Source organism: Rhizobium sp. C1, assembly GCF_021026335.1.
GTDB lineage: Bacteria > Pseudomonadota > Alphaproteobacteria > Rhizobiales > Rhizobiaceae > Ensifer_A.
Genome location: NZ_JAJNCY010000004.1, coordinates 119,081 through 133,896 on the forward strand (window position 1 = coordinate 119,081; position 14,816 = coordinate 133,896).

The following is a 14,816-nucleotide window of genomic DNA, read 5'->3' on the forward strand; positions in this document are numbered from 1 at the left end:
CAGGCCGCAGGCGGCGGCCTATGAAAAAGAGGTTGCCGCCCGAAAATGGCGATTTGATGATCCGCCATGACGCCCGACCGACCTTTCAAGTCAGGCCGTTTTCAGTTTGGACAAGTGCGAAGCTGGGCGGCGTAGCGATAGGCCATCCTGGTGAAGCGCTGCGCACCGTTCAACGCCTCCGCGTTTCCAAGATAGCTGCGCCTTGCATAGCCCTGCTGCCCCGAGTGATAGGCCAGGTAGAGATTATAAGGATCGTTCAGGGCGATCCCGTTTACGGCAGCACTCTTGCGATGGAACCAGCCGGCGAAGTCGACCGCGTCGGCGAAGCTGGTACGGCGCGCCGTGTAGCGCCCGGTTTCGGCAACATAATGCGACCAGGTGCCGTCGAGCGCCTGCGAATAGCCATAGGCCGTCGAGGGACGCGACCAGGGAATGAAGCCGAGAAGCTTCCTGCGCGGCGGCCTGGCGGCGGGCCGGAAGCCGGATTCCGTGTAGATCGTCGCCAGCAGGATCGGTGCCGGAACGCCCCACCGGGCCTCGGCCTTTCGCGTCGCGTCGCGCCAATTGTCGAAGAAGCTGTCCTTCTCGTCGAAAATGGCACAGGCATTCGTCGTATGCCGAGGAACAGTGGCGCAGCCCGCCAGCAACAGCAGGCATGCCAGAAACACCCAACGCATCGTCATTACTCCATACAAACATGCCTGGAATGATGCGGACTGTTACGGTCCGCAACGGCATGGACTGAAAGCGTTTGGCCGCCGCTGGACAGGCCGTGAGACAGGTGCAGCGGCGAACGGAACTCAGACCGTTTATAAATCCTGAAGCTTAACGTTCGGTTTTTATCGAAATCGTACATCTCGCCGGGTGGTCAAGTTTCGCTTTGACACGCGGCGACAAGATCAGTAAGGGACCGGCTTGATTTTATTTCGTCTCAACCACCAGTCCGGCCCGGCCGGGCTTCGAATGGCGACACACGAGGTTTCACCGTGGCGAAAGCAGAACTTGGCACGAAACGTGTCGACCCGGATACGGGCCGCAAATTCTATGACCTGAACCGCGATCCGATCGTCTCGCCCTACACGGGCAAGTCCTATCCGCTGTCCTTCTTCGAAGAAACGAAGGTCAGCGCGCTGATGGAAAAGGAAGAAGAGGAAGACGTCGCAGAGGTCGATACCGAAAACCCGGAAATCGAACTCGTCTCTCTCGAAGACGCCGATGACGATGCAGCAGGCGGCGCGGAAGACCTGCCGGATCTCGGCGACGACGACGTCGAACTGGACGACGATGACGACGATACGTTCCTCGAAGCCGACGAAGACGATGAAGACGACGACATGTCGGGCATCATCAGCGTCAACAGCGACGAAGACGAAGTCTGATATCGACGCGATTTCGCCCCGCAGGCAAAGGAACCCGGCGGGGCGGCATCAAGGCCGGAATAAAAATTTCCGACTTTCGAATTTGGGGCTTGCCAACGCGATTAAGCAGCGTTATCAAGCCGCCACCTTCCGGGGACCCAAGCCCGGACAGTCGAGCGAAACGCTTGGCGAAAATGGGGCTATAGCTCAGCTGGGAGAGCGCTTGCATGGCATGCAAGAGGTCAGCGGTTCGATCCCGCTTAGCTCCACCAAATCTTCTCCCGATGATGACAACAAACTAGACTGTGAACATGTCAGGTCGATGAAATGAGCGCGAAAGCGCGCTCACTCGACAGCCACGACCGACAGCAGGTCGACAGCCACCATCGATGCCGCCACCAGCGCCAGAATGCCGTAGGTCGTCCATTTCACGAAAGTCTTGTTCACGCCGTCTCTCCATTGCGGGTTTTTGATGGAGGATAAACTGGTGGCGTGATGGGCGAAATTCAAGGCGCGCCGATTGAAGGACGAATGGCCACCCTTCCCGCCTTCGCATCAATTGGTCATGCGCGTCGTCTGATTCGCGACTTTGCCGCCGATATCGCTGAAGGCCTTCACCAGACTGTTCATGTCGGTCGCCTTGTAATAGTTCGAAATGTCGCCGGCGCAGGATTTCAGCAGGGCTTCTCCATTCGGCGGCGCCATATAGGCGACGGTAAAAATGGTGACGTCGGACGCACGGGCGGCAGTGCAGATTGCCAGGGTTTCGGCATCCAGCGGCGGCTTCCAGTCGGCACCGTCGCCGGTGTTCTGACCATCCGTCATCAGGACGATGAACTTCTTGAAGGTCGAATTTCCGCTTGCCGCCTGCGTTTTGGCTTCGCTGGGATCATTGACCAACTTGTTGGCCTGATCCATCGCATCGGTCATGTCCGTGCCGCCCATGGGCTTCCTCGGCAACCTGGAGACATATTTTCGCGACGCCTTGGTTCCCCAGCTCAGCGGCGAGGTTTTCTGCAGCTGGTGGTTAAAGGAATTGAAGCCCGTCCGGACCAGTGCATTCGTCGCATCTGCGGCCTCGATCTTGTCCATCTGATCGAACAGGGCTGCGGCCGCCGTCTTCAGCGAGGCGATCTTGCTGATGTAGCAGGGCGACATGTAGCGGGCGCTATCCCAATATTTCTCCGGATACTGATAGCACCCGTCGGGCTGCGACGTATCGACTGTACTGGTGGGCCATGCCATCGAGCCAGATTCGTCCACCACCAGGAACAGGGAGATTGCCGTTGCCGTCTGCGCCTGACTGGTGGATGTGCTGCTTCCCGACACCTTGCGCGCGCCGGGCGTATGAAAGGCGGAAAAGGCAAGCAGTTGCGCGGTGAACTGCCCGCTGACCTTGACCGTGTAATCCTTTTTGGCGCCGACACCCTCACTCGTGACATCCGCCACGATCGTGGACTTCAACTCCCTGATCTGAGCCTCCGACAGCGAGGCCGCCATCTGGCCGGAAGCGATCCGAAGGGCGAAGTTCTGCGCTTGCGGGACCGTGATGTCGCCGTTGGTCAGCGCCGCAGCCGTGGCCAGCGACGCGGAATCAAGAGCCGCCGACAGCCTGCCCTTGTCGGAGAGAAGCTTAGAGATGTCCAGACTGACCGCGACGGTCGTCAGCATGATCGGGAGGATCACCGCCGCCATAACGGCAAAATTACCGCGCCTTTCCGAAAGAAGGCGACAAACCGTCGATCTGAAAATGCCCTCGCAATACATAACCGCGTGTTTTCCGTTGAAACAGGAAACGTACTTTAGGTTGGAAAGCATTAACGCGAACCTTCCCGGAAGCCTAAAAGTCGAGCGACAAGCAGAGTTGCCCAGGATGCTGCGATCCACTGTCCCGCTTCGGAACAAATCTCGCAACGTGGCACAGATACAGGATCGAAAGGGTGGGGTGAAAACACTCAAGCCTGACGGCAGGTCGGCCCGCTATATTGCCGCACAGCAAATCTGGGGGAACGACGAATGAGTTTTGCCGACATTCTCAACTATGCCGGAATAGGCGTCTTCGCCGCCACGGGTGCGCTCTCGGCCTCGCGCAAGCAGATGGACGTCATCGGCTTCCTCTTCCTGGCCGTGGTCACGGCCGTCGGAGGCGGTACGTTCCGCGACCTCATTCTCGGCGATCTGCCGGTTTTCTGGGTGCTGAACCCGATCTACATCATGGTTTGCGCTGGCGTTGCCGTCCTGCTGTTCTTCACGGCCCACCTTCTCGAATCGCGCTATGTCTGGCTGCTCTGGCTCGACGCGATCGGCCTGTCGGCCTATTGCGTCATCGGCGCGCAAAAGGGGCTGGAAGCCTCGACCTCACCCACGGTCGCCGTTGTCACCGGCGTTCTGACAGCTGCATTCGGGGGCATTCTGCGCGATCTTCTGACGGGCGAGCCGTCGGTGCTGCTGCGTCCTGAAATCTATGTGACTGCGGCTCTGGCCGGCGCAGGCACCTATACTGCTCTGGTGCAGCTCGACCTCTCCCATGCGGTGGCGGCAGCGATCGCGGCACTGGCGGCCTTCATCATTCGTGGCGGTGCGCTGAAGTTTGGCTGGCGGCTGACCGGATATCGTCAACGGCCCGGACGTCACCCGGATGACATCCCCTCAATCCGGCACTGAGCGATCTCCCATCGCGCAAAGCAAGTGCTCAATGGAAGATAACGGAAAAACCCGCAAAGCTGGGACAGGACCGACGATCAGCGCGTCTTGCGGCGAAGCCGGATCACCACGTCGACATGGGCAATTTCCAGGCCGTCCGGCGGTTCCGGCAGATTATTGATCTCGAGATTGCTGACCGGGATATCGACCACTTCGCTGTCGCCCTCGACATAGAAGTGGTGGTGGTCGGACACGTTCGTATCGAAATAGGTCTTGGCACTCTCGATGGCGAGCACACGAAGGAGACCGGCTTCGGTAAACTGATGGAGCGTGTTGTAGACGGTCGCAAGCGACACCGGCACACCGGCAATCGTTGCTTCTTCATGCAGCTCTTCCGCCGTGAGATGGCGATCACCCTTGGCGAACAACAGGTCCGCAAGCGCAATCCGCTGCCGCGTCGGCCGCAAGCCGGAGTGGCGCAGTCTACTCTCGGTATCGGGAAGCATTCGTTGGTCCATGCGTCTCATGCCGTCTCGTTCCGCCCGCGTAAAACTGGACGAATTCACTACTGTTTATCATATATCGCGCCCAACAGCCTGTTGCAACCGCTTCATGACCGTAAAAGCCCGCAAAAACCTGTCGTTAAGCCCGGCAACGCAAAATCAGGACTGGCTGCAGGCTTGCAACTCGACTAAGAAACCGCACAATAAAGCTGGCATTGGGCCGGCATGGGGCGAAAGCCTTTGGGGGAATTGCACAGGCCCGCGTCGAGCGCCATATGAGAGAAGGCGCCCCTCATCCGAGCCTTGGAGTTTCCCCCGCGTCGATTTTTTTGCTAGAGGCTTCGGAGCGACATTCTCCTGAGCCTTTTGCAAGGTAGGCAAATGTCGGAGCCGTACCATGAAGCTCGGTTCGCAGACGGAATTAGGGACCTGCATTTGATGACCTCCAGAAAGTCCAGCTACACATATGAAGAGATTTTGACCTGCTCGCACGGGCAGATGTTCGGACCCGGCAATGCGCAGTTGCCGCTGCCGCCGATGCTGATGCTGCACCGGATCACGGAAATTTCCGAGACCGGCGGCCCGAACGACAAGGGTTTTGCCCGCGCCGAATTCGACATCACGCCAGACCTCTGGTTCTTCCCGTGTCACTTCGAAGGCGACCCTGTCATGCCGGGCTGCCTTGGCCTTGATGCACTCTGGCAGTTGACGGGCTTCTATCTCGGCTGGCTCGGCGAACCCGGCAAGGGCCGGGCGCTTTCCACCGGCGAAGTGAAGTTTACCGGGCAGATCACCCCGGAAACGAAGCTCGTCGAGTTCGGCATCGACTTCAAGCGTGTCATGCGCGGCCGCCTCGTGCTGGGTACCGCCGACGGTTGGGTCAAGGCAGACGGCGAAGAGGTCTTCAAGGCCACCGATCTGCGTGTCGGCCTGTTCAAGGAAAAGACCGCCTGACGCTTTGTCATGCACTGAATTCAGCCGCCCGGCGGCACGAACAATCCTGCGCGCGACCAACGTCGGCGCGGCAGACACAAGGACGGGGAAAGGCTTCTCATTTGGCCTTTCACCCATCTGGTTAGAAAAAGGTAGGTTACATGAGACGGGTCGTCATCACGGGTCTCGGAATTGTTTCGTCCATCGGCAACAACGCCGAAGAGGTCACGCAATCGCTCAAGGAAGCGCGTTCGGGCATCAGCGCCTCGCCGGACTTCGCCGAACACGGCTTCCGCTGCCAGGTCTGGGGTCGCCCGACACTGGGCGCCGAACAGCTGGCCGAAATGGTCGATCGTCGCGCCATGCGCTTCCTCTCGCAGGGCGGCGCCTGGAACCATGTCGCCATGAAGCAGGCGCTCGCGGATGCCGGCCTTGCCGAGGGCGATTACGCCGAGAACGAGCGCGTCGGGATCATCATGGGTTCCGGCGGGCCCTCCACGCGCCAGGTCGTGGAAGCAGCCGACATCACCCGCGCCAACAAGAGCCCGAAGCGCATCGGCCCGTTCGCCGTGCCGAAGGCCATGTCATCGACCGCATCTGCGACGCTTGCCACATGGTTCAAGATTCACGGCGTCAACTATTCGATCTCGTCCGCCTGCTCAACGTCGGCGCATTGCATCGGCAACGCCGCTGAAATGATCCAGTGGGGCAAGCAGGACATGATGTTTGCCGGCGGCCACGAAGACCTCGACTGGACCATGTCGAACCTCTTCGACGCCATGGGCGCCATGTCGTCGAAGTATAACGACACGCCGGCAACCGCATCCCGTGCCTATGACGCTTCGCGTGACGGCTTCGTCATCGCGGGCGGCGCCGGTGTTCTGGTCCTTGAAGAGCTGGAACATGCCAAGGCTCGCGGCGCGAAGATCTATGCTGAAATCACGGGCTACGGCGCGACCTCCGACGGCTACGACATGGTCGCTCCTTCGGGCGAAGGCGCGATCCGCTGCATGCGCCAGGCGCTGAAGACGGTTCAGGGCGAAGTTGACTACATCAACACGCACGGCACCTCGACGCCGGTGGGCGACAGCAAGGAAATCGGCGCGATCCGCGAAGTCTTCGGCGACAAGATCCCGCATATCCAGTCGACAAAGTCGCTGACGGGCCATTCGCTGGGTGCCGCAGGCGTACAGGAGTCCATCTACGGCCTCCTGATGATGCAGAACCGTTTCATCGGCGAAAGCGCCCACATCACCGAACTGGATCCGGAATTCGACGGCGTACCGATCGTGCGCAAGCGCATCGACGACGCCAAGATCGACACCGTGCTTTCCAACTCCTTCGGTTTCGGCGGCACCAACGCCACGCTGGTCTTCCAGCGCTATAACGGGTAATCGTCCATGTCGGGTTTCATGCAGGGTAAACGCGGCCTCATCATGGGGGTCGCCAACAATCATTCAATAGCCTGGGGCATTGCCAAGACGCTGCACTCGCAGGGTGCAGAACTAGCCTTCACATTCCAGGGCGAGGCACTGGGCAAGCGCGTGAAGCCGCTGGCAGCCGAAGTCAACTCCGACATCGTGCTGCCCTGTGATGTTGAGGATATTGTATCCGTGGATGCCGTTTTTTCGGTACTGAAGGAGCGCTGGGGAACGATCGATTTCGTCGTGCACGCGATCGGCTTCTCCGACAAGAACGAGCTGAAGGGCCTCTACGCCGACACGACGCGCGAGAATTTCGTGCGCACCATGGTCATCTCCTGCTTCTCCTTCACGGAAATCGCCAAGCGCGCCGCCGCCATGATGAATCCGGGCGGCTCGATCCTGACGCTGACCTACAACGGCTCGCAGCGCGTCATCCCGAACTACAACGTCATGGGCGTTGCCAAGGCGGCTCTTGAGGCCTCCATGCGCTATCTGGCGGCCGACTATGGCCCGCGCGATATCCGCGTCAACGCGATCTCCGCAGGCCCGGTTCGCACGCTGGCTGGTGCCGGCATCTCGGACGCCCGCGCCATGTATTCCTGGAACCAGAAGAACGCGCCGCTCCGCCGCACGGCCTCCATCGAGGACATTGGCGGCTCAGCGCTCTACCTGCTCAGCGACCTGTCGCGCGGCGTGACCGGCGAAGTGCACTATGTCGATGCCGGCTACAACATCACGTCCATGCCGGTGCTCGACCAGCTTATGAAGTCCGACCAGGACTGAGCGCTCCCCAAAAGGAAGCCTGAAATGACAAGGCCCGGTCGTTGGGAGCGACCGGGCCTTTTCCGTAGGATGGGTCCGCCTTCGGCGCGATGGCAATCAGGTCAACGCCCCAAAGGCATCATACCGCCAGCAATACGCAGAAACTTCAAGCGCCGTTTATCATCCCCGGATTAGTCGTTGCACTCGATCAGGTTCATCGCCGCCGCGCGGCAAAGCGCGTGCATACGATTTTCAGCACCGAGCTTGCGCTCGGCGCAGAACAGCAGCGTCTCGACCTCGTGCGTCGCCATCGCCAACTTGCGGGCGATCGATTCCACGCCGTGTCCCGACGCAGTTAATGCCAGACATTTCAGTTCCGAGCGGGTCAAGGTTTCGACAAGCGAAACACTGTCGCCGACCATACGCGAGGGAATGGCCACGATTGTCTCCAAAAGGCGGCGTCAAAGCGCTTAAAATGGCGCGAAAAAAATAATGCGCTTGATCCGGAAGAGATCCGCGCATCTCATGAGCGAATATATAAACCGGATTTATCAATCTGTCTTTGACAGACCATGCCAATCGCTTGACACTGGAGCACAATCTTATGACCCGGGCACAGTGTCTTTGATCTGTATCAAATTTTGAGAGCGAGTGAGGCTACGGTATTCCCGCGGTGTGATACCGAACCAGCGATGAAAGGATCGGGTGAACACGCTGGGAGCGGAATAACCGAGCCTGTAGGAGACTTCCGTGGCGCTGAGTGCCGTCTCGGCCATCAACTGCTCGGCGAGGCGTCGTCGCATGCCGTCGCGCAACTCGTTGAGCGTGGTGTCAAGCTCGGCCAGGCGGCGCTGCAGCGTCCGTTCCGAGACGCCGAAGAAGCTTGCGGCCGAAGCGAGCGTGATTTCGTCTTCCGAGATGCGTGACAGGATAAAGCGCTCCATCTCCTCGCGGAAATCCGCTTCCTCCGTCAATTCCGGCCGAAGCTGTCGGCATTGCAGGTCCATCAACTCGAATAGCTTCGGATCACCGTTGGCATTCGGAAGCGAGAGAACTTCAGTGGGAACCCAGAGACTGTTGATATGACAGTCGAATGTGATGTGGCCCGCGATGTTTTCACGGAAAGGTCGCGGATCGACGGGCGGCTTCCGCTCCAGTTCCACCTCGATCTCCGATGTCCTGGATCCAAACAGATGCCGGATATGCCGCATGACCAGAGTTATGCCGAGATCAACAAACTGGTCGCGCTTGAGGATAATGGGCGCGAATGTCCAGCGATAGACGAGATAGTTGTCCTCGGCCTGCAGACGGCCGTAACTGGTCTGTGCGCTGTATTGCATATGCTCGCTTTGAAAGCGCAGAAAGTGCTCCAGCGTGGGCGCAGCCATGAGGCCGTAGCCGAACGGACCGGTCGAGCCTGCCTTGTATTGCAGGCCGAACTTCAGTCCGAAAGCCTCGTCTTTCGTCGCTTCGGCGCAATATTCCAGGAGCGCGCAGAAACGACCGAGACTCATCCGCCCGACCATCGAATTGAAGAGTGAAGGATCGATCCCCAGCCGCCGGCATTCGGGCAGGATATCAAGCCCCTGCCCCTGCGCAAACTCCACCAGCCCCGCGCCCATCCCGGACACGATGCTGTAACGATCCGAAAAAGCCTCCTCCAGCATAGCAATCCAAGTGTCAAATAAGTGGCGTCTAAAGTTAAAACGCACACATATCTGAAAAAGTCTAGATGTCATGCCTTCCAAAGCGCTTGCGACACACCGCGCGCATTCATACGCAGAGGCTCAACCAGAGGAAGGGGCAGGAAACGGCCTATTTGCGCGCCCAGAGCACCTTGTAGCGCGCGTTGCGGCAGGTCTCGCCATGCGCCTTGAAGAGCGTCGCGAGCGTGTCCTCGTAGGGCAGGCCCCGGTTGGCAACCATGAGCAGGCTACCCCCGATCTTGAGAATATCCGCAGCCCGCTTGACAAAGGCTCTACCCAGCGCCGGATCGGCAGCGTGGCCCTCATGGAAGGGCGGGTTCATGATGACGAAATCGTATTTCGCCTTGATCTCTTCGCCAGCCACGTCGTGCCAGTTGGCGTGCGAAGCCAGACCCGGGTGCGCGGCCGCCAGATTACCCTTGGCCATCTGCAACGCGGCATAGTCAGCTTCATAGAGATCAATGGACTTCAAGCGCGGCGAGGCATCGGCCAGCATGACGGAAAGATAGCCCCAGCCCGCGCCGAGATCGGCCGCAGCGCCATCCAGATCGGTCGGCAGGCGGCCGGCCAGAAGCTCGGAGCCGGCATCGACTTCCGCGTAGGAGAACATGCCCGGTGCCGTGCGGAAACGGCCTTCGACCATGGCAGGCTCGGGCGCCAGCGCCGCAGCCAGTGCATCGGCATTGTCCGGACGCACGAACCAGACGGCCTGACCGTGATACTTCGGCATGTGCTCGACCGAAACGCCGAGCTTGGCAATCCGCTTGCGCAGCGCCTCGATGCCGTCTTCCTTGGCGCCTGCCAGTACGATCATCGCACCCAGCTTCGTGCGGCGCAGCGCTTCGGCCACGCGCGCCTCGTTGTTGCCCTTGAACTTGTCGCAGAGCACCAGCGCGAGATCGTAGTCAGTCCCTTCAGCGGACGGCGTTGCCGAAGCGCCAGCGGATACCAGACGATTGTAGACCGGGCGGAAGCCCTGGACGCAGGCGATCTCCGCCGCAAAGCCTTCCGGCAGCCGGAAACCCGCTTCGGCCCCGAGGAACAGAGCCTTCTGCTCCGCGCCCGGCGCGTCAAGCGTTCCGGTGTCGAAGGGATGGAAGAGGGTTTTCAGCGCGTCGCGGGCCATGGTGGTCAATCCGATTGTTCAAACAAAAAAGGCGCGGGAACTGGTCCCGCGCCCGATCGGGAATAGCAGACGCTTATTCAGCGTCGCCTTCATCCTTGGACTTCTTCTCAGGGGCCGGAAGCTCCTTGCCGGTTGCCTGATCGACAACCTTCATGGAGAGGCGAACCTTGCCGCGTTCGTCGAAGCCCATGAGCTTGACCCAGACCTTCTGGCCTTCCTTGACGACATCGGTCGTCTTGGCAACGCGGTCGCCGGCGAGCTGCGAGATGTGGACGAGACCGTCACGCGCGCCGAAGAAGTTGACGAATGCACCGAAGTCGGCGGTCTTGACGACCGTGCCTTCGTAGATCGCGCCGACTTCCGGCTCTGCAACGATGGAGTGGATCCACTTGCGGGCCGCTTCGATTTCCTTGCCGGAGGCAGAGGCGATCTTGACGGTGCCGTCGTCTTCGATGTTGATCTTCGCGCCGGTCTTCTCAACGATTTCGCGGATGACCTTGCCGCCCGAACCGATGACTTCGCGGATCTTGTCGACCGGGATGTTCATGACTTCGATGCGCGGAGCGAATTCGCCGAGCTGGCCGCGGCTTTCGGAAATGGCCTTCGCCATTTCGCCGAGGATGTGCTGGCGGCCGCCCTGAGCCTGGCCGAGAGCGACCTTCATGATCTCTTCGGTGATGCCGGCGATCTTGATGTCCATCTGCAGCGAGGTGATGCCGTCGGCAGTACCGGCGACCTTGAAGTCCATGTCACCGAGGTGGTCTTCGTCACCCAGGATGTCGGAGAGAACCGCAAAGCGGTCGCCTTCGAGGATGAGGCCCATGGCGATACCGGCAACCGGCTTAGCAAGCGGAACGCCTGCATCCATCAGCGCCAGAGAGGTGCCGCAAACGGTTGCCATCGAGGAAGAGCCGTTGGACTCGGTGATTTCCGAGACGACGCGCAGCGTGTAGGGGAACTGTTCCACCGTCGGCAGCATCGGGCGGATTGCGCGCCAAGCGAGCTTGCCATGGCCGATTTCGCGGCGGCCCGGGGAGCCCATGCGGCCCGTTTCACCGACCGAGTAGGGCGGGAAGTTGTAGTGCAGCAGGAAGCGTTCCTTGTACATGCCGGTCAGGCTGTCGACATACTGTTCGTCTTCGCCGGTGCCGAGCGTGGCGACAACGATCGCCTGCGTTTCGCCACGGGTGAAGAGAGCCGAACCATGGGTGCGCGGCAGCAGGCCGACTTCCGAGACGATCGGACGGACGGTGACGAGGTCACGGCCATCGATGCGGCTCTTGGTGTCAAGCACGTTCCAGCGAACGATCTTCGCCTGCAGGTGCTTGAAGGTCGCGCCGATTTCTTCAGCGGTGTACTTGGCTTCGCCGCCCTCGGGCAGGAAATGCGCCTTCACCTTCGCCTTGACGGCGTCGACGGCAGCGTAACGGGCAGCCTTTTCAGTGATCTTGTAGGCAGCGCGCAGTTCGGTTTCGGCAAGGCCGAGCATTTCGGCTTCGAGCGCGGAATAGTCTTCCGGCTGGAAGTCGCGCGGTTCCTTGGCGGCAACTTCGGCCAGCTTGATGATCGCGTCGATCACCGGCTGGAAGCCACGGTGGCCGAACATGACGGCGCCGAGCATGGTCTCTTCGTTGAGTTCCTTGGCTTCCGATTCCACCATCAGAACGGCGTCGGACGTGCCGGCAACAACGAGGTCGAGCGTCGACTCGTCCATCTCGTCGATATGCGGGTTCAGAACGTATTCGCCGTTGATGTAGCCAACGCGTGCGCCGCCGACCGGGCCCATGAAGGGAACGCCGGAGAGCGTGAGCGCAGCAGACGTCGCAACCATGGACAGGACGTCCGGGTTGTTTTCGAGGTCATGCTGGACGACGGTGACGACAACCTGCGTGTCGTTCTTGTAGCCTTCCGGGAAGAGCGGGCGGATCGGGCGGTCGATCAGGCGCGAAACCAGCGTTTCGTTTTCCGACGGACGACCTTCGCGCTTGAAATAGCCACCCGGGATCTTGCCGGCGGCATAGGTCTTTTCCTGGTAGTTGACGGTCAGCGGGAAGAAGTCCTGGCCGGGCTTCGGCGACTTGGCCGAAACGACGGTCGCCAGAACGACGGTTTCGCCGTAGGTGGCGAGAACTGCGCCGTCAGCCTGACGGGCAATCTTGCCGGTTTCGAGGATGAGCGGGCGGCCTGCCCACTCGATTTCGACCTTGTGAGTCTCGAACATGTCTTGTCCTTCAATAGAAGGCGGATCAGCCGGCTACCCCTTCGGGAAACACGCGCTTTCGCCTTTTGATGCAGCACATCACGGGCAAGACAACAGGAAGCTTTGGTCCGACTGGTGAGACATTCCCACCAAAAGCATCCGGCAATCCTGCCCCATGACAGGCCAACGGTTAAGTTGCGGCATTCCGGCCCATCCGGACAGCCAGCGCCCACCCCGGTTGAAACGGGAAGGGAATTCTTGAGAAACACCGCGCTCTTTGTCTTGACTTTGTCTTGAGCAATTCGGGGCGCGAAACCGGTTTCCACTTTCGGCTCGAAATTGCTCTAGGCGGTGCGACAAGGCCGGCGAAACCGTGAGGCTCGCCGGCCTTGCAACATATTAGCGGCGGATGCCCAGCGAACCAATCAGCTTGGTGTAGCGGGCTTCGTCCTTCTTCTTGAGGTAATCAAGAAGCGAGCGGCGGCTGGAAACCATCGTCAGGAGGCCACGGCGGGAATGGTTATCCTTCTTGTGGTCCTTGAAATGGTCCGTCAGGTTGTTGATGCGTTCCGTCAGGATGGCAACCTGGACTTCCGGAGAGCCGGTGTCGCCTTCGAACGTTGCATATTCCTTGATGAGGGCCGTCTTGCGCTCAGCAGTGATCGACATCGTGTGATCCTTTCATATTAAGGAGTAATCGGACGCCACAAGCCGGGATGTCGTCCAGCTTCGGCCATGAGGCTTTCGGGCAAACTGCCCAAAGCTGGCTGCGCTATACAGGAAAGTCTTGAAGAATGGAAGGGGCGGCGTTTTCGCGCAACCTGAACGATTCCACGCTCTCAGGCAGCACGCTTCACATCCCGCCCAACAAGCGCAAACCCGATCATGCCCAACGCGCCCAGCGCGGCATTGAGAAGGAGCGAGACTGGGATGCCGAGCCGCTCCATGGCAAGCGCAAAGACAGCAGGGGCAGCGGCGCTTGCCACCAGCCGCGCCGCCGTCATCCGCCCGGCAATCGCCCCATAGCCCTCGGAGCCGAAGAGATGCAGCGGCACGGACCCTTGAGCGATACTGCCGATACCCGATCCCATGCCGGCGCAGAGCGCAAAGACGACAGCGCCGACCAGATTGCCATCCGTGACCGCCAGGACGACGCCGCCGAGTGCAATCAGCGCCGTCGAAAGCATGGCAAGCCCGGTCGGCGGCAGGCTTTCGCCGAAGATCATATTGACAAGCCGGCTCGCCACCTGCGCCGGACCGAAAAGCGCGCTGACGGTGACGGCCGCCCCGGCCAGCCCCATAGCACCGAGCATCGGCACCATATGGATAAGCAGCGAGGAGAGCGCGAAGCCAGACAGCGCAAAGGCAAGCGAAACAATGATCATCGCCCGCCGCCGCTCCCCCGGCGCGATCACGCCGGTGACCGGCGGACGTGGCGTCTCGCTGGAGACAAGCGCGGCCCGCCGCGCCCGGCCGCCTGCCAGCGCCAGATGCACAGGCAGACAGACGACAAGGTTCAGCCCGGCAAAGATCAGATAGATCGTGCGCCAGTCGAAATGCGCGGCAAGCGTCGTGGTGATCGGCCAGAAGACGCTGGAGGCAAAGCCGGCCATCAGCGTGAGATAGGTGATGTTGCGCGTCGCGTTCTGCGGTGCATGTTCGACCAGCGCGGCAAAGGCTGCCTGATAGGTTACGAGACCCGTCGCGACCTGGGCGAGAATGACCGCGCCGACGAAAAACCACGCGGTCGGTGACCAGGCGCACAGGACCAGCAGCAGGGCACACAGGACGGACCCGAGCGCCATCATCCGCGCAGCACCGAAACGGTCCAGCCATACACCTGTGAAAGGCGCCGCCAGCCCGCCGGCCAAAAGCGCCGCCGAGAAGGTGCCGAACACCGCCTCCCGGCTCATTCCCACATCCTTGGCCATGCCGGGCGCAAGAATGCTGAAGCTGTAATAGAGCGTGCCATAGCCGATGATCTGCGTGAGCCCCAGCGCCGCAACGATGGCCAGGGATGGGCGGACATGGACGTGGGACAAGGCGAGGCTCGTTTGGTGAGTCGAACGGCGGAAACGCGCCAAGCGTTAGCCCAGGTCACGGCCGCTGTCATGGAAAAATCGAAGGGGCCGCAGACCGAAACTCGCTCCACCCTTTAAGG

Annotated in this window: 14 protein-coding genes and 1 tRNA gene; 6 read left to right on the forward strand and 9 right to left on the reverse strand. The window is 60.5% G+C overall.

Going from position 1 to position 14,816, the window contains the following annotated elements:
* Positions 1-101: 101 nt before the first annotated feature.
* Complete coding sequence (locus LQK83_RS10760; protein WP_230837411.1) at positions 102-677, reverse strand: transglycosylase SLT domain-containing protein; 576 nt, start codon at positions 675-677, stop codon at positions 102-104.
* Positions 678-986: 309 nt separating this feature from the next.
* Here LQK83_RS10760 and LQK83_RS10765 point away from each other — a divergent pair, with 309 nt between their 5' ends.
* Both LQK83_RS10765 and LQK83_RS10770 read left to right on the forward strand, forming a co-directional pair.
* Positions 987-1,379, forward strand: coding sequence for a TIGR02300 family protein (locus tag LQK83_RS10765; RefSeq protein ID WP_230837412.1), 393 nt, complete (start codon positions 987-989; stop codon positions 1,377-1,379).
* Positions 1,380-1,554: 175 nt separating this feature from the next.
* Positions 1,555-1,630 (forward strand) — tRNA-Ala (locus LQK83_RS10770).
* Positions 1,631-1,913: 283 nt separating this feature from the next.
* On the opposite strand, the gene LQK83_RS10775 is transcribed toward LQK83_RS10770, so the two are convergent.
* Entirely contained in the window at positions 1,914-3,245 is a 1,332-nt protein-coding gene (locus LQK83_RS10775) for a vWA domain-containing protein (protein WP_230837413.1), read from the reverse strand.
* 129 nt (positions 3,246-3,374) lie between these two features.
* Between LQK83_RS10775 and LQK83_RS10780 the strand changes: the two genes are divergently transcribed.
* Positions 3,375-4,022 (forward strand): trimeric intracellular cation channel family protein, encoded by a 648-nt coding sequence (locus tag LQK83_RS10780; protein ID WP_230837414.1) that lies wholly within the window; start codon positions 3,375-3,377, stop codon positions 4,020-4,022.
* 77 nt (positions 4,023-4,099) lie between these two features.
* Here the strand turns inward: LQK83_RS10780 and irrA are convergent, their stop codons facing one another.
* On the reverse strand, positions 4,100-4,567 hold the full coding sequence (irrA, locus tag LQK83_RS10785; protein WP_442966736.1) for an iron response transcriptional regulator IrrA: 468 nt from the start codon (positions 4,565-4,567) through the stop codon (positions 4,100-4,102).
* 375 nt (positions 4,568-4,942) lie between these two features.
* Between irrA and fabA the strand changes: the two genes are divergently transcribed.
* From fabA to fabI, 3 genes are all read left to right on the forward strand, one after another.
* Entirely contained in the window at positions 4,943-5,458 is a 516-nt protein-coding gene (fabA, locus tag LQK83_RS10790; RefSeq protein ID WP_230837416.1) for a 3-hydroxyacyl-[acyl-carrier-protein] dehydratase FabA, read from the forward strand.
* Positions 5,459-5,598: 140 nt separating this feature from the next.
* Positions 5,599-6,831 (forward strand): beta-ketoacyl-ACP synthase I, encoded by a 1,233-nt coding sequence (gene fabB / locus LQK83_RS10795; protein WP_230837417.1) that lies wholly within the window; start codon positions 5,599-5,601, stop codon positions 6,829-6,831.
* A 6-nt stretch (positions 6,832-6,837) separates the two neighbouring features.
* Entirely contained in the window at positions 6,838-7,644 is an 807-nt protein-coding gene (fabI, locus tag LQK83_RS10800; RefSeq protein ID WP_230837418.1) for an enoyl-ACP reductase FabI, read from the forward strand.
* Positions 7,645-7,814: 170 nt separating this feature from the next.
* Here fabI and LQK83_RS10805 read toward each other — a convergent pair whose 3' ends face one another.
* The 6 genes from LQK83_RS10805 to arsK form a co-directional block, all read right to left on the reverse strand.
* Positions 7,815-8,063 (reverse strand): LuxR C-terminal-related transcriptional regulator, encoded by a 249-nt coding sequence (locus tag LQK83_RS10805; RefSeq protein ID WP_230837419.1) that lies wholly within the window; start codon positions 8,061-8,063, stop codon positions 7,815-7,817.
* Positions 8,064-8,225: 162 nt separating this feature from the next.
* Entirely contained in the window at positions 8,226-9,362 is a 1,137-nt protein-coding gene (locus LQK83_RS10810) for an AraC family transcriptional regulator (protein ID WP_230837420.1), read from the reverse strand.
* 76 nt (positions 9,363-9,438) lie between these two features.
* The gene (locus LQK83_RS10815; protein ID WP_230837421.1) at positions 9,439-10,455 is read right to left on the reverse strand and encodes a class I SAM-dependent methyltransferase; all 1,017 of its coding nucleotides are present in this window, start codon (positions 10,453-10,455) and stop codon (positions 9,439-9,441) included.
* Between the two features lie 73 nt (positions 10,456-10,528).
* Positions 10,529-12,676: a polyribonucleotide nucleotidyltransferase gene (gene pnp / locus LQK83_RS10820; protein ID WP_230837422.1), complete on the reverse strand. Its 2,148-nt coding sequence runs from the start codon at positions 12,674-12,676 to the stop codon at positions 10,529-10,531.
* A 378-nt stretch (positions 12,677-13,054) separates the two neighbouring features.
* Positions 13,055-13,324 carry a 30S ribosomal protein S15 gene (rpsO, locus tag LQK83_RS10825; protein ID WP_230831148.1) on the reverse strand — a complete coding sequence of 90 codons (270 nt, stop codon included), beginning with the start codon at positions 13,322-13,324 and terminating at the stop codon, positions 13,055-13,057.
* Positions 13,325-13,494: 170 nt separating this feature from the next.
* Complete coding sequence (arsK, locus tag LQK83_RS10830; protein ID WP_230837423.1) at positions 13,495-14,697, reverse strand: arsenite efflux MFS transporter ArsK; 1,203 nt, start codon at positions 14,695-14,697, stop codon at positions 13,495-13,497.
* Positions 14,698-14,816 lie beyond the last annotated feature (119 nt).

Excerpts from the sequence above, each read along its gene's own strand:
- LQK83_RS10760 (WP_230837411.1), bottom strand. The coding sequence starts at position 677 with ATGCGTTGGGTGTTTCTGGCATGCCTGCTGTTGCTGGCGGGCTGCGCC.
- LQK83_RS10780 (WP_230837414.1), top strand. The coding sequence starts at position 3,375 with ATGAGTTTTGCCGACATTCTCAACTATGCCGGAATAGGCGTCTTCGCC.
- fabA (WP_230837416.1), top strand. The coding sequence starts at position 4,943 with ATGACCTCCAGAAAGTCCAGCTACACATATGAAGAGATTTTGACCTGC.
- fabB (WP_230837417.1), top strand. The coding sequence starts at position 5,599 with ATGAGACGGGTCGTCATCACGGGTCTCGGAATTGTTTCGTCCATCGGC.
- fabI (WP_230837418.1), top strand. The coding sequence starts at position 6,838 with ATGTCGGGTTTCATGCAGGGTAAACGCGGCCTCATCATGGGGGTCGCC.
- LQK83_RS10810 (WP_230837420.1), bottom strand. The coding sequence starts at position 9,362 with ATGACATCTAGACTTTTTCAGATATGTGTGCGTTTTAACTTTAGACGC.
- LQK83_RS10815 (WP_230837421.1), bottom strand. The coding sequence starts at position 10,455 with ATGGCCCGCGACGCGCTGAAAACCCTCTTCCATCCCTTCGACACCGGA.
- pnp (WP_230837422.1), bottom strand. The coding sequence starts at position 12,676 with ATGTTCGAGACTCACAAGGTCGAAATCGAGTGGGCAGGCCGCCCGCTC.
- rpsO (WP_230831148.1), bottom strand. The coding sequence starts at position 13,324 with ATGTCGATCACTGCTGAGCGCAAGACGGCCCTCATCAAGGAATATGCA.